Origin of the sequence: Actinopolymorpha sp. B11F2, assembly GCF_040195635.1 — a bacterium.
Lineage (GTDB): Bacteria > Actinomycetota > Actinomycetes > Propionibacteriales > Actinopolymorphaceae > Thermasporomyces.
Genome location: NZ_JBEFTX010000024.1, coordinates 51,283 through 69,656 on the forward strand (window position 1 = coordinate 51,283; position 18,374 = coordinate 69,656).

Consider the following 18,374-nt stretch of genomic DNA (forward strand, 5'->3'; position numbering starts at 1 on the left):
CGCAAAGCCTGCCAGGATCATCTGTGTGACCGACGACGACCCGCTGATCAAAGCCCGCGCCCGGGTACTCCATGATCTCCAAGCCCGTGGCGTCGCCGACCCGCGTGGCGTTTCGATCCTGGAACAGGCGCTGTCCGAGCGTCGCTGGTGGGTGTCCGAGTGGCCCGAGGGCGCCGACTACGTGGCCGGCCAGCTCGCCCAGGACGTCCAGGACGCGCTGCTCGACGAGATAGGCCGGTGGCCGCTGTGCAAGGCGTGCGACGAGGTGGCCCCGCACGAGCTGCGGATCAATCCCGAGCTGGGGCCCGACCCGCACTGGGTCTGCGAGCGCTCCGGGATCGACGTCGCCCCCCTCGGCGAGCTGTGATCATCGGTCCGTTCGATCTCGACGGATCTCCGCATGGTAGACTGCTACCTCGTTCTAGGTAGAACGGTGCCGCCTGGGTCGAGGGAAAGGGGAGCGGCCACCCGTGAGTCTCAACATCAAGAACGAAGAAGCCCACCGGCTGGCTCGCGAGCTGGCCGAGGCCACTGGCGAATCCATGACCCAAGCCGTGACCGAGGCACTCCGCGAACGTCTCGCGCGCGTCCGCCAGCGCGAGGACTCACCCGAGGTCGAACGCCTCCTGGCGATGGGCCGCGCGATCGGCGAACGTCTCGATCCCTACTGGAGAAGTATCGACCATGGCGAGCTCCTCTACGACGAGAAGGGCTTGCCACGTTGATTATTGAGACGTCCGCGCTGGTCGCCATCCTTCGGGACGAACCAGCCGCCCGGGAATGCGCCCGTGCGATCCTGGGCGCCTCCCATCGACGGCTTTCAGCAGCTGGATACCTCGAGGCGGCGATCGTGATCGACGGCTCGGGAGATCCGGTTGCCAGCAGACAGTTGGACACCTTGCTCGCCGACTTCGACATCGGGATCGAGCCCCTCACCGAGCGGCAGGCTCAGATCGCGCGGGCCGCGTATCGCGACTTCGGCAAGGGACGCGGAAACTCTGCCCGGCTGAACTTCGGCGACTGCATGTCCTACGCCCTTGCCACAGACCTGAACGAGCCTCTGCTCTTCGTCGGTGACGACTTCAGCAAGACCGACGTCAAGGACGCGCTCGCAGGTGATCGCGACTGACCGGCACGGTCGACTCCGGCGCTGCGTCCCTTTCTGCTGCTAGCGTCCAGCCATGGCTGCACGGCCCGGCGACCGGTCCGGCTGGCTCGACCTGGCCCGGGAGTTCCTTCGTACGTCCGCGCTCACCAGCGTGCGGCTCGAGGACGCGGCGGCGGTCGCCTGCATGTCGCCCTTCCACTTCCACCGCAGCTTCGCGCGGACGTTCGGCGAGACGCCGCACCAGTTTGTGACCCGGCTACGCGTCGACCGGGCGAAGGCCCTGCTCGCCGGTACGGACCTGAGCGTCCTGGAGGTCTGCCTTGCGGTGGGCTACCAGAGCGCGGGGACGTTCTCGCGCCGTTTCACCGCGCTGGTGGGTCGTAGTCCGTCCGCATACCGCCACGGTGTGCGCCCCATGCTGGTCGCGGTGCCGGCGCCCGTCTCCTCCCGGCGTACACCCGGCGACCACCGCGACGGCAGTGCGCTCTGGACGCCGCCGACCCCGCGGTTCGTACCCCTCTGCTTCACCGCCGGTTGGCCCGGCACCCACGCCGCCTGACCACGGGATGCCCTGACCACCGGGCGCCGAGAGACCGAGCGCCGAGAGACCGAGCGCCGAGAGACCGAGCGCCGAGAGACCGGATGGCGCCATGCATTGTCCCCATGAGGCCGGCGTACTTCGACTATTGACTCTTGTAGACAATATGCGGTCCGACCTAACCTGCTGAGGGACCTGGAGTACCGCCGCCGCGCCGAAAGGATTCGCAATGTCCACGGGCACAGCAGACACTCCGACCGCCGACACTCAAGCGTCCGAACTCGCCAAGCTCTACAAGCATCTCCGAGTCGTCGACGTCTGCGACGCCATGGACGGCGTCGGCTACTTCGACATCGGCCTGATGGACCGCGACGTCCGTCCGCTCTGGCTCGGCATGAAATTCTGGGGCGAGGCGGCGACCATCCGCTGCGTACCCGCGAACCGTCCCATGTGGAAGCTCAACTCCACCGAGGACATCGTGGCCGCGCACAGCGTCTGGTTCAACGAGGTGGGCCGACCCGCCTCGCCCTCCGGCCTGGCGCCCGGCCACGTGCTCGTCACCGACGGCGGCGGCGCGCGTGAAGTGGGCTTCTGGGGTTCGGCGAACGCGTTCTCCGCGCAGGCAAACGGAGCCGTGGGCATCGTGACCGACGGCTACTGCCGGGACACCGCCGAGATCGCCCTCCAGCAGACGCCGGTGTGCGCGGCGGCGCGCGGCCGGCCGATCATCCCGGGTCGGATCGAGGTCGTCGAGGTCCAGACCACGATCGCGTGCGGCGGCGTACAGGTCCGCCCGGGCGACATCGTGGGCGCCGACGACGACGGCGTGATCGTCGTACCCGTGGAGATCGCCGAGGAGGTCGCCGTCCACGCGCGGGCGGTGCTGATCGCCGACATGCACGCCCGGCGGAAGATCTACGACAAGCTGGGACGGGAGCCCGACGCGACCACCGATGTCGAGGCGGTCGAGGCCTACTACGCCGGCCTTTCCTGAGCCGGCTCGGCCGATGACGACGGGAAGCGCGCCCAGTCCGGAGTCGCCGCCCAGCGCGGCGGGCAGCATCGACGCGCACCACCATTTCTGGCGTACGCCCGAACACCACCAGCACTGGCGCGACACCGGACTACCCACCCTCGCCCGCGACTTCGAACCGGCGGACCTGGCGGTCGAACTCGAGCGGACCGGGGTGGCCGGGACAGTCCTGGTGGAGTCACTCGACGTGCCGGCGGAGAACCGTTACCTGCTGGAGTACGCCGCCCAGACGCCCTCCGTCCTGGGGGTGGTCGGCTGGCTGCCCCTGCGGGATCCGGCAGCGGCGGTGAAGACCCTGGACGAACTCGCCGGCCATCCGGTCGTACGCGGGATCCGGTACCTCGTCGGACGCGATCCCGCCGACTGGCTGGTCGAGCCGCGGACCATCGAGGTCCTGCGGGAGCTGGCCCGGCGCGATCTCGCCTGGGACATCGTGCCGGTCACGTCCGGCCACGTCGACCATGTGTGCACGATCGCCGAGGCCGTGCCCGACCTGCGGATCGTCGCCGACCACCTCGCCCGACCGCCGCTCGACACCGGTGGATGGGAGCCGTGGGCGTCCGGGATCGCGCGCCTCGCGTCGCACCCCAACGTCGCGCTCAAACTCTCGGTCGGGATCGACGTCCTCACCCGCTGGCCGGCCTGGCAGCCGGAGCGGTTGGGCCGCTACGTGGGCCGGGCCCTCGAACAGTTCGGCCCTCGGCGGCTGATGCTGGCGAGCAACTGGCCGGTGATCATGGTGCGGCGTACGTACGCGGAGACGATGGCGGATCTCCTCGCCGCGCTGGGCACCGGTGTCGCGCCGGATGATCTCGCCGAAGTCCGTGCGGGCACCGCCCGCCGCTGGTACCGGCTTCGCAGGTGAGGCTCGCCTGAGGCGCTGGCGCGGCGCGCAAGATCGGAGATGCGACCCGCCCTGGCGGCGGCCTAGTGTCGATGGACGCACCGCACCGCGTTTCCGAAGGGACCAGCCAGCATGATCAAGCGACTCTCGCACGCCAGCATCTTCGTTCTCGACCAGGACTCGGCGTACGACTTCTACGTCAACAAGCTCGGCTTCGAGGTCCGCACGGACGCGGCGTTCGGCGACAACATGCGCTGGCTCACGGTCGGGCCCAAGGGCCAGCCGGACCTCGAGATCGTCCTCATGCCGCTGACGGAAGGTCCGCACCTGACGGCCGAGAAGGTCGAGGTCCTCCGCGACCTGATCAACTCGAACACGTTCGGTGCCGGCGTTCTCGAGACCGACGACGTACAGAAGGAGTACGAGGAACTCTCGGCCAAGGGCGTGGAGTTCGTCCGCCCGCCGGAGGAGCAGTTCTACGGCATCGAGGCGCTGTTCCGCGACGACTCGGGCAACTGGTTCAGCCTCACCCAGCGCACGACGACCTGACTCCTGGCGCGGCGCAGAGCGGCTACACCGCCCGTCCGGCCACGGCGTTCGCGTCGCCGTCGAGGTCGGCGTAGGTGGCGAGGGACGGGCCGCGGCGCTGCTGCAGGTCGGCGGCGACCTCCTCGGCATCGCGCAGCACCCGGAGCGCGTTGGCACCGGCGAGTTTCACCAGGTCCGCTTCGGACCAACCACGGTCGAGCAGCGCGGCGAACAGGCGCGGATAGCCGGACACGTCCTCCAACCCGAGGGGCAACGTGTCGGTCCCGTCGTAGTCGCCGCCGACCCCGATGTGGTCGATGCCGGCGACCTCGCGGGCGTGCTCGACGTGCGCCACCACGTCAGCCAGCGTCGCATCTGGCTTGGGGTGGGCCTTCTTCCACTCGTCCGCGAAGGGAAAGAACGCCTGCAGGTCGCGCGGATTCACCCCTTGTGCCCACGCCGCCTCGGCGGCCTCGGCGCGCCACTGCGCACAGGCCGGCGCGACGAAGTCGGGCACGAACGTCACCATGCACACGCCGCCGTTGCCGGGCAACGCAGCGAGCACGTCGTCGGGCACGTTGCGCGGGACGTCACAGACGGCGCGGGTCGACGAGTGCGAGAAGATCACCGGCGCCTCGCTCACCCGGAGCGCCGCGCGCATCGTGTCTGCCGAGACGTGGGAGAGGTCGACGAGCATGCCGAGCCGGTTCATCTCGCGGACGACCTCCTCGCCGAACGGAGAGAGCCCGCGCCCGCACTGGGCCGGCTCGTCGGTCGCTGCGTCAGCCCACGGCACGTTGTCGTTGTGGGTGAGGGTCAGGTAGCGCACGCCGAGCGCGTACATCGCCCGGAGCGTCCCGAGCGAACAGTCGATCGAATGCCCGCCCTCCATGCCCATCAGGGACGCGACCCGACCAGACGCGAAGACCTTCGCCACCTCGTCGGCGGTGGTCGCGAGCCCGAACGTGTCGGCGTACCGGTGGATCATCGCGTACACCGCGTCGATCTGTTCGAGCGTCGCCGAGACCGCGTGGTCGCCCTGCAGCCGGCTCGGCACATAGACCGACCAGAACTGCGCCCCGACACGGCCCTCGCGCAACCGAGGGATGTCGGTGTGCAACGCGGGAGCCGGTTGACCGATGTCGAGCCGGTCGAAGTCGTACGCCGCATGCAGGCGCATCGCGATCGGAAGGTCGTTGTGCCCGTCGACGAGCGGATTCGCGGCCAGCAACGCCTTGGCCCGATCGAGGCTGGTGTCCATGCCGCCTCATCATTCCGTACGGCTGCACACACGGTGGGCTACGCCTGCTGACGCCCTTCGGCCTGGATACCCGTCGAGGACTCTGGACGCGGCCGCCCGACCATCACCACAAACGGCGCCGCCGGAATGAGCAGTAACCCGACGATAATCAGGAGCGCGTACGCATTAGGGCTCTCGGCAAAGAAGAGTGCAGCGACACTTAGTGGCGCGAAGCTGAGGAAGCATAAGAGCATGGCGATGATTCCGAGTAGGCGCCAGCGCCGCGGATCGCTAGATCCGCCCACTACGAGCATGCCAGCTGCCAGAGCCACAACGAGCGCCGCGTAGGCAGACAAAAGGTCCAGCCCGAAGCGCGCGACATAGGCAATCAGCGCAGCCGCAGCACCCACGATGAAGATCGCCCCCACAGCGAGCGCGAGATGTCGAGCGGTCGAACTGAGAGATTTGACTTGGAACTTCATCGGTTCATGCTCCACTTCGAACTGGTGCCGTCCCGTGCGGACCCGTCGTCGAGGTCCGCGGTCGCCTGTGGCCAGCGTCCTTTGTCGAACGCGGATTCCGTCGCAACCGTCCGTGTCCGGTTTGTCCACAGGGCGATGCGCCGAACACAGACCGGCACGATTCGTTCGTCGTAAGGAAACAAGATGGGGCGGTCCCGGATTGCTCCGGGACCGCCCCTTCTTGGTCGTGCGTACGTACGAAGGTGGGCGTGGGACTCAGAAGTCCATGCCGCCACCGTCGGGCATACCGCCGCCCGCCGGTGCCTTCTCCTTCTCCGGCTTGTCCGCGATGACCGCTTCCGTGGTGAGGAAGAGGGCGGCGATGGACGAAGCGTTCTGCAGCGCGGAACGAACGACCTTCGCCGGGTCGGGCACGCCGGCCTTGAGCATGTCGACGTACTCACCGGTCGCGGCGTTCAGGCCCTGGCCGGCAGGCAGACCGCGCACCTTCTCCGCGACCACACCGCCTTCGAGGCCCGCGTTGATCGCGATCTGCTTGAGCGGAGCCTCCAGCGCCACCTTGACGATGTTGGCTCCGGTGAGCTCGTCACCCTCGAGGTCGAGCTTGTCGAACGCCTTGATCCCGGCCTGGACGAGCGCCACGCCGCCACCGGCGACGATGCCCTCCTCCACCGAGGCCTTCGCCGCGCGAACGGCGTCCTCGATCCGGTGCTTGCGCTCCTTCAGCTCCACCTCGGTGGCGGCGCCGACCTTGATCACCGCAACGCCGCCGGCGAGCTTCGCCAGCCGCTCCTGCAGCTTCTCGCGGTCGTAGTCGGAGTCACTGTTCTCGATCTCGGCACGGATCTGGTTGACCCGGCCAGCGATCTGGTCGGAGTCGCCCGCGCCCTCGACGATGGTCGTCTCGTCCTTGGTGACCGTGACCTTGCGGGCCCGGCCGAGCAGGTCGAGGCTGGCGTTCTCGAGCTTGAGACCGACCTCCTCGGAGATGACCTGGCCACCGGTGAGGATGGCGATGTCACCGAGCATGGCCTTGCGCCGGTCGCCGAAGCCGGGTGCCTTGACGGCAACCGACTTGAACGTGCCGCGCATCTTGTTGACGACGAGCGTGGCCAGGGCCTCGCCCTCGACGTCCTCGGCGATGATCAGCAGCGGCTTGCCCGACTGCATGACCTTCTCCAGGATTGGGAGCAGGTCCTTGACGGCGGAGATCTTGGAGTTGGCGATCAGGACGTACGGGTCGTCCAGCGTCGCCTCCATCCGCTCCATGTCGGTGGCGAAGTAGGCCGAGATGTAACCCTTGTCGAAGCGCATACCCTCGGTGAGCTCGAGCTCGAGGCCGAAGGTGTTGCTCTCCTCGACGGTGATGACGCCTTCCTTGCCGACCTTGTCCATCGCCTCGGCGATGATCTCGCCGACGCTGGTGTCGCCACCGGCGGAGACAGCCGCGACGGACGCGATCTGCTCCTTGGTCTCGACGTCCTTCGCGGCCTGCGCGAGCTGCTCGGTCACCCGCTCGACGGCTGCCTCGATACCACGCTTGAGGCCCATCGGGTTGGCACCGGCAGCGACGTTGCGAAGGCCCTCGCGGACCAGCGCCTGCGCCAGGACGGTCGCGGTGGTCGTGCCGTCGCCGGCCACGTCATCGGTCTTCTTGGCAACTTCCTTGACGAGCTCGGCCCCGATCTTCTCCCACGGGTCTTCGAGCTCGATCTCCTTGGCAATGGAGACGCCGTCGTTGGTGATCGTCGGCGCGCCCCACTTCTTCTCGAGGACGACGTTGCGACCCTTGGGACCAAGGGTCACCTTGACGGCATCGGCAAGCGAGTTCATTCCCCGCTCGAGACCGCGTCGCGCGTCCTCGTTGAACGCGATGATCTTGGGCATCTAGCTGGATCCTCCCCCAGTCGGGTGGATGTCGTGTGGCCGGCCCGACGCCCGCGACGGACGGCCCCTCACCATGCCAGGGGCCTCGCCGAACCGCCCTGCAGCGGATTGTCACTCGCGACCTTCGAGTGCTAAGCACGTGTTTAGCACTCGACAGGGGAGAGTGCAAGCGGCTGGCCTGCCGGTGGGGTCGAACACGGGAGCTAGCATCGGTGCTCATGGCGTGCGGTGATCGGCTGGGGAGAGGTGGAACGTCGTGTCCGAGGCGGAGGAGGCTCAGGACAGCCCGGTGGACTGGGTAGCTCAGCACACCCGCCACTACCTCGACACTGGGCGTACTGGAGACCAGCTGGGCCTGCCGGCATTGCTGTTGACGACTCGCGGTCGCAGGTCGGGCAAGTGGCGGCGTACGGTCTTGTACTACGGCGAGGACAGCGATCGCTATCTCCTGGTGCCGTCGAACAGTGGGCTTCCTGGGTACCCCGCGTGGTATCTCAACCTGCTCGAGCATCCCGAGGTACGCATACAGATCGGCTTGGAACCAGTTTTTACCGCCTGCGCCCGCCTTGCGACGGCCGAGGAGCAACCGCCACTGTGGGCCACGATGGTGTCGATGCTCCCGGACTACGAGACGTATCGATCGATGAGCGGCCGTGACTTTCCGGTCGTGATCCTGCAGCGGACATGATCTTCAGCGATTGGAGTCGGGCTGGCTTGACACCGGCCTGACGCCGGTTCATTGCGGTCTTCGTCCGAGCATGCGGGGCGATTTGGTGGGGCGAGAACCCCGCCAGCCGGGATGCGGGATGTCGTGTGCGGACCCGGCACTACCAGACAAAACCCTCATCTAGAGGTGGCCGCTGAACGGGTCGTCGGCGAGCGCCCGCAGGCCGGCGGCGATCTGCTGGGCCTGCTGGTCGTACGGCTGTGGCCGCGGACCGGTCGAGATCGCGGCCGCCACCAGGCGCAGCTGGTCGGGAGGAAGCAGCCTGCCACCTCTGCCGCGGAGCATCAGGCGTACGACCTTTCCGGTCGTGGCCTCACGAAGGACGAGGAAGGGAATGCGGCGGCCGGTCCTGACCGTCGTGGAGGACGTGCCGTGGGGGCCGTGGGTCGACACGGTCCTGGTCTCCGCCGCCGAGTCGACGCTCACCGCCGACGTGGCCAGGTCACACCTGCTTGTGCCGAACGGGCCCCGGGCCACGAGCACCGTTCCCCGCAACCAGGTCCGGCAGCGCCGAATCCACTTCGCCAGCGCCACCGCCACGCCCACTGACATGCCCAGGAAGAACAGCCCTACGACGACCGCGACGATGTCCCGCTCCACCGCGGAGAACACCAGCACGAGGATGCTGATCAGTCCGATGAAGAACACGAGCATGAAGCCAAGGGCAAGAAGACATCCGAACCCGAGCTGCTGCCCGCCCACCACCGCCAGGGCGTCGAGCGGGGTCTGCTCGGCGGGCAGGGACGTGGGCATCGCCGAATCGTTGGCCGCACCCTGCGCCATGGTGGCAGGCGGCTCCTTCGGGGCTTTCTCACCGCGCAGTTCGGCGAGCCGGTCCTCGGCTGAATCGGCCATCGTCAGGCCCTTCTCTTCAAGGCTCCGGAGCCTGCAAGGCCCAAGCTGGAGTCGACGTGACGCTCGCAAGAGTAGGGCGCGATAGCTGCGTCCGGCTTTGGTTGTCCACAGCCCTGAAAACTTCCGGACAGCTCACCGGGCCGGGCAGCCGCCGAAAAGTTGCGGAATCCCGAAGAAGAGTTGAGGCCCGGACGGTTAGCCCGTCCGGGCCCCAATCAGGTGATGCGACCGGGCCGCGAGGGCTCGGTTTCGAGCCGGTTTCAGAGGGGTCGAACTCCGTGCGCCTCGAGTCCTTTCGGACCCTCGACGGCTTCGAACTCGACCGACTGGCCATCAGCGAGTGACTTGTAACCGTCCATCTCGATCTTCGACCAGTGAACGAACACGTCATTCCCGCCGTCTACGGCGATGAAGCCGTAGCCCTTCTCGGCGTTGAACCACTTCACGGTGCCCTGCGTCATGACCTTCTCCTCAAGGCCGTTCGGGTGCAGACCCGCCCGGCGCGGGCCTGGGTCGTCCATACCGCACCCGTCCCCATGAGGAGGCGTTGCGATCGATCCGCGCGTTTCCGTTTCCCACCGCTAATCGGTCGAGCGACTTACGCACGATCATGCCGACCACGCCCGACCATAGCCCAACCCCCAGGCCATTGGGGAGATGGAAAGTCGATCTCATTGAGTCCGAGACCGGTCCAGGCCCTTGAACAGCGGGGCGTTTCCCGCCTGACGAAACAGCCATGACACACAGGGCTTTGACAGATGATCGGACAGCCGAACTGTGCAGCCGAACTGTGCAGCGGGACGATACGACCACGCATCGTGAATGAATCGACAGTTTCGTAGCGCTCCGCAGTCGCGGTTGCATCGATGCGCTCACTGGCACGAACTGTTCATGGGCATAGCAGAAATCGTGTGTGTGCACGGATTCAGAGGACATCGACCGCACACCGGACTGACCCGCGGTCAGTGCCGCGGTACGAGGACGCCGTTTCTCCCCGGCGGGCACGCCTCAGGTGACCAACAGGTTGGCGCCCCAGGCCTCGGTCCAGTCGTAGACATGCAGTCCCTCGTTCGTACGCCAGCGTCGGGGGTCCGTTGCCCGCAACCAGTCGAGCGGTTCGACGCCGCCTGGAGTTCCACCGTCGAGTGCCAGGCGCACCGCGGAGCGCAGGTCCGCGTCGGTCGACGGAGTGCGTGCCGCCGGGTCGACCGACACGAACAACGCCGTGCCCGAACGTGCCACCAGGTCGAGGAACTGGCGGTTCCTGCCCCACGGCGTGTCCGGTGTGCAGGGTACGCAGTCGGCGTCGGCGACGAAGAACCTCTCGTGCTGGGCGAGCCGGAACGCCAAGGAGTTGACGCCCATTCGCCTGGTGCGTTCCCAGGCGCGCCCCGACGTGTCGTCACCGATGCGTTGCACCTCGACCAGACCGGCGGCCAGCTGGCCGACCGTGTTGCAGCCGATCACGACGGCATCGCCAGCGGCTTCGCGGATGACGCGATAGAGCCTGAGCAGAATCTCTGCGTTCGTACGGCTGCGGTCGGCGAAGTGCCAGCCGCCGTCGGTCAGGCTCACGCCCATCGCCGGACCGAAGCGTCCGAACGCGTCGAAGGTCGAGAAGTCATGCTTGACGAGCTCGAATCCCCAGCCCACAAGGCGACTGACGTCCTCGCGGATCGTGTCAAGGTTGGCTTGCAGGGTGAGGTCAAGCGGCTGCTCGCGAGCCGGTCGCGGTCCGGGGCGCAGCCGACCGGGATCGTCGACGAATGACAACGCGGCCGGACGCATCCAGATGCCCGGACGTGCACCGCGCGAAGCGATGTCGGCGGCGAAACCCGCCATGTCGTCGAACAACCCTTCCACACCGGCGGTCCACGGACCGCCGGGGCACACACCGCCAGGGCTCCATCCGGCATCGACCACGCAGTAGGGACGGACCGGATGGCCGTCGGCGTACTCCACGATCGTCTCAGCGTCGCGAAGGATCTGTGCCGGGCCGAAGTCGCGGCCGTACGCGTAGTACCAGTTGTTGCAACCGACGACGGGATCTCTTACTGGTAAGGGATCACCACACATCGCTGCCGTCAGCCGGCACTGGACCGCGTACGCCGACTCGCCTGGATCCCCTTCGACGGTGACGACCGTCGCCGCGTCGAGAACTCGATCATCCAGCAGCACAGGCGATCCGCCGCTCCGTACGTCGATCCAGCAGGACACGCCATCGGCGTCGACGGTCCAGGAACAGAAGGCGTTCGGACGAACCCGCACACCCATGCCGGACGTCGTACCGGTTGCCTGGTCGTGGCCCAACCACGACCACGGCAGCAACCGGTCTGGTTGGAGCGCCCGCCACTGCAGATCGCCGTACGAGCGCTCCCATGCATCACCGAGTACGAGGGTCGACTCGGGGCGTGGCTCACACCAGCGCAGGACCACCCACGAAAGTTCCCGGCGGGGGGACGCCACCTGGACGGCAAGGCCGCCGGTGACGGTCGGAAGACTGACCTCGACCTCCGAGGACGTGAAACGGCCTCCGTCAAGGTGAGCTTGACGGAGGCCGTCACGACGGTCGTGGACGACGAACACCGCGTCCGGAAGCGTCAGGGAAGGCACGTGGACTTCCTTTCGGAGACTCCGGGAACCGGGCTCAGCAGTCAGTGACCGGAACTCGGGCCGCCCCACGACAGGGGCCCCGCCAGCGAGCGGGCTCTGCTGCCAGCGACGGTGCGTTCAGCCGCCGGCGACGGCGGGGATCACCGAGACCTGAACGCCTTCCGGTGTGGGGGTTTCCAGACCGGAAGCGAAGCGCACGTCCTCCTCGCCGACATAGACGTTGACGAACCGGCGCAGCTTCCCGGCGTCGTCGAGCACCCGGGCGCGGATGCCGGGGTACTTCGTCTCCAGGGAGTCGAGCACCTCGCCGAGCGTGGCGCCGTCCGCGTCCACCTCGGAAGCGCCGCCGGTGTAGGTGCGCAGGATCGTCGGAACTCGTACCTTCACGCTCATGCGAGCCCTGCCTTCGTGAATGCGTCGTACGTCGGACGGATGGTTGCCGCGGGCCCCACCTTGCCGGCGATGGCGTCCAGGGTTTTCAGTCCGTCGCCGGAGTTGATGATGACGGTCTCCGCGTCAGGGTCGAGTTGCCCGGTGTCGATCAGCTTCTTCAGCGTCGCGACGGTGACGCCGCCGGCGGTCTCGCCGAAGATCCCCTCCGTGCGCGCGAGCAGCGCGATGCCCTCGACCACCTCGTCGTCACTGACGTCCTCGACGACCCCGCCCGTGCGTCGGCAGACATCGAGCACGTACGGTCCGTCGGCAGGGTTGCCGATCGCGAGCGACTTGGCGATGGTGTCCGGACGTACCGGCGCCACCACGTCGTGGCCGGCCTTGAACGCCGCCGACACCGGCGCGCACCCGGTCGCCTGCGCGCCGAAGATCTTGTACGGCGCATCCTCGATCAGCCCGAGGTCGACGAACTCCCGCAGTCCCTTGTCGACCTTCACCAGCTGCGCACCGGACGCGATCGGGACGACGACCTGCTGGGGCAGCCGCCAACCGAGCTGTTCGGCGATCTCGAAGCCCAGCGTCTTGGAACCCTCGGCGTAGTAGGGCCGGACGTTGACGTTGACGAACGCCCAGCTTTCTTCCTCACCGGCGATCTCGCTGGCGAGCCGGTTGACGTCGTCGTAGGTGCCTTCGACAGCGACCAGGGTGCCGCCGTAGACCGCAGTCGTGAGGATCTTCTGCTGTTCGAGGTTGTGCGGGACCATGACGACGCTGCGGATGCCGGCGCGGGCAGCGGCCGCGGCGACGGCGTTGGCGAGGTTGCCGGTCGACGGGCACGCCAGCACCTGGAAGCCCAGCTCGCGGGCCGCGCTGAGTGCGACCGCCACCACGCGATCCTTGAACGAGTGGGTCGGGTTGGCCGCGTCGTTCTTGATCCACAGGGTCCTGACACCGAGGGCGGCGGCCAGGCGGTCGGCGCGGACGAGCGGGGTGAGGCCGGGTTCGGTGTTGGGGAACGACGCGACGTCGGTGGGCACCGGCAGGAGCGCCTGGTAGCGCCAGATGTTGGCCGGCCCCGCGGCGAGGTCGTCGCGGGTGATCTGCGGGTAGTCGTAGGCCACCTCGAGGGGGCCGAAGCATTCGGTACAGGCGTACTGCGCGCCGAGTTCGGTGGTCGCGCCACACTCGCGACATCGCAGACTCGTGGCGTTGCCGAACGCACCGGGGCGGGGGGTGTGCGCGGCGCCCGTCGTGTCGGCGCCGGCGTACGTGGTCGTCATGAGAGGCCTTCCTTCCTCATCTTCCTCAAGCGTCCGAGCCGCGCCCAGGGATCTCCTGGTCGGATCGTCGTGAGCCGGACTTGGCACCGTGTCCGCCGCGGGGCCTCTGATGCACGCGAGACACACGCGTCGGCGGTCGGCCGGTTGCCGGGGCTTCGTCGGGCCGGTCCCTCTGCCCCTCTGGATGAGATTCCTTGTTGAGTTGTTGTCGGCGAGCGTAACTGACCCGTCTCCGAGATCGTCCGGCAGGTCCAGTATTCGAGACGGTTGTCCACCATCGGGGACGGTGGCGGCCAGTCTCGCGGCCGTGAGCTGCCGCAAATGACCACGCTGAGTAGGCGTCAGGACCCCTGCCATGCGTCCACGCATGTGTCGGGTTCCGTGGGCCTACCCAGCGTGGTCATTTGCGCCTGGCGGTTCGCCGCGGGGCGCCGAACGGCCCGGCTCGACAGACAGTATGCAGAGGCTGCGGCCCCGGCATACGCGTCTAGTCGCAGAGCGCGGCGGCCGCGACCTGCTCGGCGGTGGGGTTCAGCGTCCCGTCCTCCGTCATGATCCACGCGTTGGCGCCGACCGCGGCCTGGCGGGATCCGTCCGGGGTGGTGAAAACGGCGCTGTAGTAGCCGAACACCTGACCGTTGTGGCCCCATGCGACACCGCCCGGCACGCACGGCACCTGCACGGGGTAGATGCCGAGCCCGTAGCCGAACTCTCCGACACTCCTCATCTCGCCGAAGAGCGGCCTCGGCAGCAGTTTCCCGGAGAACAACGCTCGCAGGAACGTCAGTTCGTCCCGTGTGGTGGACACCACGCCACCGGCGGTCCGCAACCAACTCATGGAGTACGTCGTCGTGTCGTACAGCGGCTTGTCCGTACCGTCCTGCAGGTACCCACGCAGGTGCCGGCCGGCGATCACCGGGTTCGCCACCGGGTAGGACGTGTCTCTCATGCCAAGCGGCCCGATGATGCGGCGCGCGAACTCGACACCCACCGGCCGGTCCGTGACCGACTCGATCAGCATGCCGGCGAGGACGTAGTTGGTGTTGGAGTACTCGTGGTGCGTACCAGGGGTTCGGCGCGGCTCGGGGTTGGTGAGGGCGATCCTCACCAGGTCGCGGTAGCTGAAGTAGTGGAAGCGGTTGCGGTCGTAGGACCAGGGTGGGGACGCCAGCATGGTGTCGGTGTGGAACCCGCTGGTGTGCTGCAGCAGGTGGCGTACGGTGATCCGCTCGTCGAGGCCCAGGCCCGGCAGCCAGCGGACGACCCGGGCGTCCAGACCGATCTTTCCTTCGGCCACAAGTTGGAGGACGACGACGGCGGTCATCGTCTTGGTGATGCTGCCGATGCGGTAGCGGTCGTCGGGGCGGGCCAGCCGGTTGGTGCGACGGTCGGCCACACCGCGCGCGATGGCCGTGGTCGCACCGTCGCCGGTGATGGTGGCGAGGGCGACCCCTGGCGTACCGGTCTCGATCACCTTCTCCGCAAGGCGTTCCAGCCGGGTCGTGGTCGTTTGGACGTGAGCCGCGACGGTGCGGGCCGGGGCACCTGGACCGGAAGCACTATCCGGATGGGAAGCTGCGGCCGCCTCCGCGGGAGGAGCCGCGTCTTCTGCGGGAGGTGCCGCGACCCCCGCGGGTAGAGCCGGGGCCTCTGCGGGTGGTGGAACCGCGGCCTCTGCGGGTGGAGCCGGAGCGCCTGGGGAAGACGCACCAGCGACGATCAAGGGCGGCGCGAGCACGGCGACCAGCAGCCGGCGTACGGACATGATTTCGGGCAGCATGCGTCAAACCCCCAAGATACAAAGCTGATTGGTGGTGAGGCGCCGGACGTAGCAGTCGTCGACGATGGTCGCCGCGACCGGTTCGGCGCTCAGGTGCGACGGTTGAGCACCAGGAGCGAGACGACGTAGGTGACGCCCGCGACGAATCCCAGGAACGCCCAAGGGTCACCGTGACCGCCACGAGCGATGTCGACGACCGCACCGCCCACGATCACGAGGGCGAGAATGTTCAACGTGTGAAGGGCCGCGCGTTGATGGATCTGCACATGCCGTTCCTCGTGCGTGTCGTCGCCAAGGAGTGCGACCGTGTCACTCAGGCGCGACCCGAACACCAGGAACAGCACGAGCACAACCATGAGGGCGATCATCGCCAGCCCCAGCCAGAGCCGGTCACTCACGATCGCCGCGACACCCATCGCGATGCCCAGGACCAGACCCAGAATCAAAGCCGGCTTGGAGATTCGCCGGCCCGGGTGGCTGTGGCCGCGGTCATTCGTCGTCGACATGGAATACCTCCTCGACCGTACGCCCGAAGAACCGGGCGAGCCGGATCGCCAACGGCAGCGAAGGACTGTAGCGACCGGTCTCGATCGCGTTGACCGTTTGCCTGGAAACCTCGAGCACCTCGCCCAGGTCCCCCTGGGATAGCCCTTTGGCAAGGCGGAGTGCCCTGACGTCGTTCCGCACGCTGTCAAGCATGCTTTACACGGCCTCGGGGTGTCAAGCTCGCTTTACAGGACGGCCGAGTACGATCCGGCGGGTGCCCACGCCCGCGCCGCCACCGATGCAGCCGTGGAGCACACCCGCACCGACACAACCTCCCGTGGGACCCGCACGACTGGTTCACCCACCCGCTGATCCACCGAGTCACCCACCCGCTGATCCACCGAGTCACCCACCCGCTGATCCACCGCGTCACCCACCGGCTCAGCCGCCGAGTCTGTCCGAGCCACCAGGACAGGAATCCACCCTCGCACGACCGCGACCCTCATCACCTGACGCCCTCCGGTTGCCCGCCCGCGCGGCCGGTCTGCTCGCCGGCTACTGGGCGCCGAAGCTGGTGTGGTTCGTCGCGGGCTACCTCGCACACGACCTGGTCCTGCGCGGATCGGCGTGGCTCGCGCACCGCAACCAGTGGCTGGGTTTCGCCGGCCTGTCGATCGGCGTACTCGTCCTGCTCGGCTCGACGATCATGATGTTCCATGCAGTGAGACCAGGGCTCGTCCCGTTCGGCGGCCGGCGACGCGGTCATGCGACGGGCGTTGCAGGCGCACTACCGGCCCAGGAGCCGGCGAAGTCCCGCATGGTCGACGAGATCGCCGAGGCGATTCTTCCGTTCCTCATCTTCTACGGCGCCTGGGGACTCTTCACCGACGAGGTACGCGAGTGGGGGTGCAGGTTCTCAACCAGGACATCACCGGGGGGATCGGCGTTCTCGGCGTCCTCACCACCGTCACTCCGATCCCGCTCGCGGTCGCGATCGGCAGTTGGGTCATCCGCGCGATTCTGGAGTTCGTCTACAACCGTCGGGGTGGCCGACTGCTGGGCGTCGGCGTGGCGCTGTTCGAGGCGAACTGGATGTTCTTCGCCGTTATCTCGGTCTCCATCGTGATCGGGCAGGGGATCGACTGGTTGACCAGCCGGGTCGTGTGGGTCGATACCCGCGACGCGGCCGGTGCGGTGTTCTCGATGCTGGACGGCTGGCTGCCGGTCTCACCGTTCGAGTGGATCGGGGCCACCTGGGCAACGTTGACCGACCAGTTCGGCGGCGTCGTGGCCGACGGCGTTCTGCTCCCACTGCTCTGGCTCATCATTACGGCGGTCGTCTTCGGCGAGGAGATGGAACGCGACGGCAAAGTGATCGCCCGGACCCGCCTCGAAGGCGCGGGGACGCTCTTTGCGCGGTTGCCCGCGCGGGCGCAGGTGGTGTCGGAGCTGTTCACTCGAGAGATCCGGGAGAAGTGGACGCCGGTCGTCGTCGGGTTGCGGTTCGTCCTCGGCGCAGGGGCGGCCTTCTTCGTGACGTTCTGCCTGCTGTACGTCTGTGTCGAGGTGTTCACCGGCTGGGCGTTCATCGGTGTGAAGAATCTCGTCGGGCCGCACCCGTGGGACTGGTGGTGGCCATGGCTCGAACCCTTGCACTTCGCCGAACTGGGACTCCGCGAGGTACTGCGGATCGCGCTGCTCGCGGCCGCGTTCGAGATCTGCCTGGAGCATTCCCGCCGAGCAGCAAGCCGCTGATCCCTCGCAGCCCTTTCGCCCTCTCAGCCCTTTCGCCCTCTCAGCCCTTTCGCCCTCGCAGCCCTTCGCCCTCTCAGCCCTTCGCCCTCTCAGCCCTTTCGCACTCAACGCTCGGCCGCCCTCAGCCTTCGGCCGTCCTCGCCGCCGAGGGTGCCCTGCCGCGATGATCGGGGCGCGCTTCCGTGATCATGAATGGAAAGCGGGCCATAGGTCGACAGAACTTTCATGATCACGAACATGATCACGGGAGAACTCGAGGTAGCGGGGGGCGGCGTCGCGTACGCCGACCCGGAGGCGGAGCCGGGGTACGACGTCCTTGGGTACGACGAATGCCGTGACGACCTGCTGGCGCTTCCCCGCCCCGATAGGCATCTGACCGAAGTCACCTTTCGGTGTGTAGCAGCCGGTGGGCAGGTCGGCTGAGCCCGCGAAGTCGGGTACATCCGTCGGCGCCGTCGCCCACACGCGGCCGTCGTCGTCAGTCGCCGAGAAGTCACACGCCTCGATCCGCTTGGCGGCCCGGGCGTCGCGCGGAGTCACCGAGAAGGCGGCGTACAGCACGACAGCCTTACGCGGCAGCTCGACGTCCTCGGCGGGCGGCCCGGGCGCGGTGCTGGTGAGCTTCCAGCGGGCGCCCGCGTAGTCAACGGACTTGTCCGCCGAGACGGTGACGGCCTCGTGCATCGGACCGCGGACCGCGTCGCGTTCGAGGTGGTACTCCACCCCGACGGCGAGCGGCACCAGCGCCAGCAACGCGATCAGATAGGGCGCCTGGCTACGCCGGGGCGCCCGCCCGCTCATCGCCGTACCCCGTCGGTCGCGCAC

Annotated in this window: 22 protein-coding genes and 1 riboswitch; of the genes, 9 read left to right on the forward strand and 13 right to left on the reverse strand. The window is 67.8% G+C overall.

Annotated elements, in window-relative coordinates:
* The first annotated feature begins 25 nt into the window (after positions 1–25).
* The 7 genes from ABN034_RS30910 to ABN034_RS30940 all read left to right on the forward strand — a co-directional run bounded on the left by ABN034_RS30910 (position 26) and on the right by ABN034_RS30940 (position 4,072).
* Positions 26–367, forward strand: coding sequence for a DUF8819 family protein (locus ABN034_RS30910; protein ID WP_349694507.1), 342 nt, complete (start codon positions 26–28; stop codon positions 365–367).
* Between the two features lie 103 nt (positions 368–470).
* Positions 471–725, forward strand: a complete 255-nt coding sequence (locus ABN034_RS30915) for a type II toxin-antitoxin system VapB family antitoxin (protein WP_349694508.1) — start codon at positions 471–473, stop codon at positions 723–725.
* On the forward strand, positions 722–1,129 hold the full coding sequence (locus ABN034_RS30920) for a type II toxin-antitoxin system VapC family toxin (protein WP_349329674.1): 408 nt from the start codon (positions 722–724) through the stop codon (positions 1,127–1,129). The genes ABN034_RS30915 and ABN034_RS30920 overlap by 4 nt, the downstream gene beginning before the upstream one ends.
* A 52-nt stretch (positions 1,130–1,181) precedes the next feature.
* Positions 1,182–1,667, forward strand: coding sequence for a helix-turn-helix transcriptional regulator (locus ABN034_RS30925; protein ID WP_349694509.1), 486 nt, complete (start codon positions 1,182–1,184; stop codon positions 1,665–1,667).
* A gap of 208 nt (positions 1,668–1,875) precedes the next feature.
* A complete protein-coding gene (locus ABN034_RS30930) occupies positions 1,876–2,640 on the forward strand; it encodes an RraA family protein (protein WP_349694510.1) in 765 nt (254 codons plus the stop codon).
* A gap of 13 nt (positions 2,641–2,653) precedes the next feature.
* Entirely contained in the window at positions 2,654–3,544 is an 891-nt protein-coding gene (locus tag ABN034_RS30935) for an amidohydrolase family protein (protein ID WP_349694511.1), read from the forward strand.
* Positions 3,545–3,655: 111 nt separating this feature from the next.
* A complete protein-coding gene (locus tag ABN034_RS30940; protein WP_349694512.1) occupies positions 3,656–4,072 on the forward strand; it encodes a VOC family protein in 417 nt (138 codons plus the stop codon).
* A gap of 22 nt (positions 4,073–4,094) precedes the next feature.
* Here the strand turns inward: ABN034_RS30940 and ABN034_RS30945 are convergent, their stop codons facing one another.
* The 3 genes from ABN034_RS30945 to groL all read right to left on the reverse strand — a co-directional run bounded on the left by ABN034_RS30945 (position 4,095) and on the right by groL (position 7,660).
* On the reverse strand, positions 4,095–5,312 hold the full coding sequence (locus ABN034_RS30945) for a dipeptidase (protein ID WP_349694513.1): 1,218 nt from the start codon (positions 5,310–5,312) through the stop codon (positions 4,095–4,097).
* Between the two features lie 38 nt (positions 5,313–5,350).
* The gene (locus ABN034_RS30950) at positions 5,351–5,773 is read right to left on the reverse strand and encodes a hypothetical protein (protein ID WP_349694514.1); all 423 of its coding nucleotides are present in this window, start codon (positions 5,771–5,773) and stop codon (positions 5,351–5,353) included.
* A 255-nt stretch (positions 5,774–6,028) separates the two neighbouring features.
* Positions 6,029–7,660, reverse strand: coding sequence for a chaperonin GroEL (gene groL, locus ABN034_RS30955; RefSeq protein ID WP_349694515.1), 1,632 nt, complete (start codon positions 7,658–7,660; stop codon positions 6,029–6,031).
* Positions 7,661–7,916: 256 nt separating this feature from the next.
* On the opposite strand from groL, the gene ABN034_RS30960 reads away from it, so the two are divergent.
* On the forward strand, positions 7,917–8,348 hold the full coding sequence (locus ABN034_RS30960; protein ID WP_349694516.1) for a nitroreductase family deazaflavin-dependent oxidoreductase: 432 nt from the start codon (positions 7,917–7,919) through the stop codon (positions 8,346–8,348).
* 159 nt (positions 8,349–8,507) lie between these two features.
* Here the strand turns inward: ABN034_RS30960 and ABN034_RS30965 are convergent, their stop codons facing one another.
* From ABN034_RS30965 to ABN034_RS31005, 9 genes are all read right to left on the reverse strand, one after another.
* Positions 8,508–9,242 carry a hypothetical protein gene (locus ABN034_RS30965; protein ID WP_349694517.1) on the reverse strand — a complete coding sequence of 245 codons (735 nt, stop codon included), beginning with the start codon at positions 9,240–9,242 and terminating at the stop codon, positions 8,508–8,510.
* 260 nt (positions 9,243–9,502) lie between these two features.
* Positions 9,503–9,703, reverse strand: coding sequence for a cold-shock protein (locus tag ABN034_RS30970; RefSeq protein WP_349329684.1), 201 nt, complete (start codon positions 9,701–9,703; stop codon positions 9,503–9,505).
* 547 nt (positions 9,704–10,250) lie between these two features.
* Entirely contained in the window at positions 10,251–11,855 is a 1,605-nt protein-coding gene (locus ABN034_RS30975) for an alpha-amylase family protein (RefSeq protein ID WP_349694518.1), read from the reverse strand.
* 117 nt (positions 11,856–11,972) lie between these two features.
* Positions 11,973–12,248, reverse strand: coding sequence for a MoaD/ThiS family protein (locus ABN034_RS30980; protein WP_349329687.1), 276 nt, complete (start codon positions 12,246–12,248; stop codon positions 11,973–11,975).
* Positions 12,245–13,528 carry a threonine synthase gene (gene thrC / locus ABN034_RS30985; RefSeq protein ID WP_349694519.1) on the reverse strand — a complete coding sequence of 428 codons (1,284 nt, stop codon included), beginning with the start codon at positions 13,526–13,528 and terminating at the stop codon, positions 12,245–12,247. Before thrC ends, ABN034_RS30980 begins: the two co-directional genes overlap by 4 nt.
* Before the next feature lie 13 nt (positions 13,529–13,541).
* Positions 13,542–13,719: riboswitch (SAM riboswitch) on the reverse strand.
* 296 nt (positions 13,720–14,015) lie between these two features.
* Positions 14,016–15,308, reverse strand: a complete 1,293-nt coding sequence (locus tag ABN034_RS30990) for a serine hydrolase domain-containing protein (protein WP_349694520.1) — start codon at positions 15,306–15,308, stop codon at positions 14,016–14,018.
* Between the two features lie 89 nt (positions 15,309–15,397).
* On the reverse strand, positions 15,398–15,814 hold the full coding sequence (locus ABN034_RS30995) for a DUF2178 domain-containing protein (protein WP_349694521.1): 417 nt from the start codon (positions 15,812–15,814) through the stop codon (positions 15,398–15,400).
* The gene (locus ABN034_RS31000) at positions 15,798–15,995 is read right to left on the reverse strand and encodes a helix-turn-helix transcriptional regulator (protein WP_349329694.1); all 198 of its coding nucleotides are present in this window, start codon (positions 15,993–15,995) and stop codon (positions 15,798–15,800) included. Before ABN034_RS31000 ends, ABN034_RS30995 begins: the two co-directional genes overlap by 17 nt.
* A gap of 304 nt (positions 15,996–16,299) precedes the next feature.
* Positions 16,300–16,512, reverse strand: a complete 213-nt coding sequence (locus tag ABN034_RS31005) for a hypothetical protein (protein ID WP_349694522.1) — start codon at positions 16,510–16,512, stop codon at positions 16,300–16,302.
* A 182-nt stretch (positions 16,513–16,694) separates the two neighbouring features.
* Here ABN034_RS31005 and ABN034_RS31010 point away from each other — a divergent pair, with 182 nt between their 5' ends.
* On the forward strand, positions 16,695–17,549 hold the full coding sequence (locus ABN034_RS31010; RefSeq protein WP_349694523.1) for a hypothetical protein: 855 nt from the start codon (positions 16,695–16,697) through the stop codon (positions 17,547–17,549).
* A gap of 186 nt (positions 17,550–17,735) precedes the next feature.
* On the opposite strand, the gene ABN034_RS31015 is transcribed toward ABN034_RS31010, so the two are convergent.
* A complete protein-coding gene (locus ABN034_RS31015; protein WP_349694524.1) occupies positions 17,736–18,374 on the reverse strand; it encodes a hypothetical protein in 639 nt (212 codons plus the stop codon).

Excerpts from the sequence above, each read along its gene's own strand:
- ABN034_RS30925 (WP_349694509.1), top strand. The coding sequence starts at position 1,182 with ATGGCTGCACGGCCCGGCGACCGGTCCGGCTGGCTCGACCTGGCCCGG.
- ABN034_RS30930 (WP_349694510.1), top strand. The coding sequence starts at position 1,876 with ATGTCCACGGGCACAGCAGACACTCCGACCGCCGACACTCAAGCGTCC.
- ABN034_RS30935 (WP_349694511.1), top strand. The coding sequence starts at position 2,654 with ATGACGACGGGAAGCGCGCCCAGTCCGGAGTCGCCGCCCAGCGCGGCG.
- ABN034_RS30940 (WP_349694512.1), top strand. The coding sequence starts at position 3,656 with ATGATCAAGCGACTCTCGCACGCCAGCATCTTCGTTCTCGACCAGGAC.
- ABN034_RS30945 (WP_349694513.1), bottom strand. The coding sequence starts at position 5,312 with ATGGACACCAGCCTCGATCGGGCCAAGGCGTTGCTGGCCGCGAATCCG.
- ABN034_RS30950 (WP_349694514.1), bottom strand. The coding sequence starts at position 5,773 with ATGAAGTTCCAAGTCAAATCTCTCAGTTCGACCGCTCGACATCTCGCG.
- groL (WP_349694515.1), bottom strand. The coding sequence starts at position 7,660 with ATGCCCAAGATCATCGCGTTCAACGAGGACGCGCGACGCGGTCTCGAG.
- ABN034_RS30965 (WP_349694517.1), bottom strand. The coding sequence starts at position 9,242 with ATGGCCGATTCAGCCGAGGACCGGCTCGCCGAACTGCGCGGTGAGAAA.
- ABN034_RS30970 (WP_349329684.1), bottom strand. The coding sequence starts at position 9,703 with ATGACGCAGGGCACCGTGAAGTGGTTCAACGCCGAGAAGGGCTACGGC.
- ABN034_RS30980 (WP_349329687.1), bottom strand. The coding sequence starts at position 12,248 with ATGAGCGTGAAGGTACGAGTTCCGACGATCCTGCGCACCTACACCGGC.
- thrC (WP_349694519.1), bottom strand. The coding sequence starts at position 13,528 with ATGACGACCACGTACGCCGGCGCCGACACGACGGGCGCCGCGCACACC.
- ABN034_RS30990 (WP_349694520.1), bottom strand. The coding sequence starts at position 15,308 with ATGCTGCCCGAAATCATGTCCGTACGCCGGCTGCTGGTCGCCGTGCTC.
- ABN034_RS30995 (WP_349694521.1), bottom strand. The coding sequence starts at position 15,814 with ATGTCGACGACGAATGACCGCGGCCACAGCCACCCGGGCCGGCGAATC.
- ABN034_RS31005 (WP_349694522.1), bottom strand. The coding sequence starts at position 16,512 with ATGGAACATCATGATCGTCGAGCCGAGCAGGACGAGTACGCCGATCGA.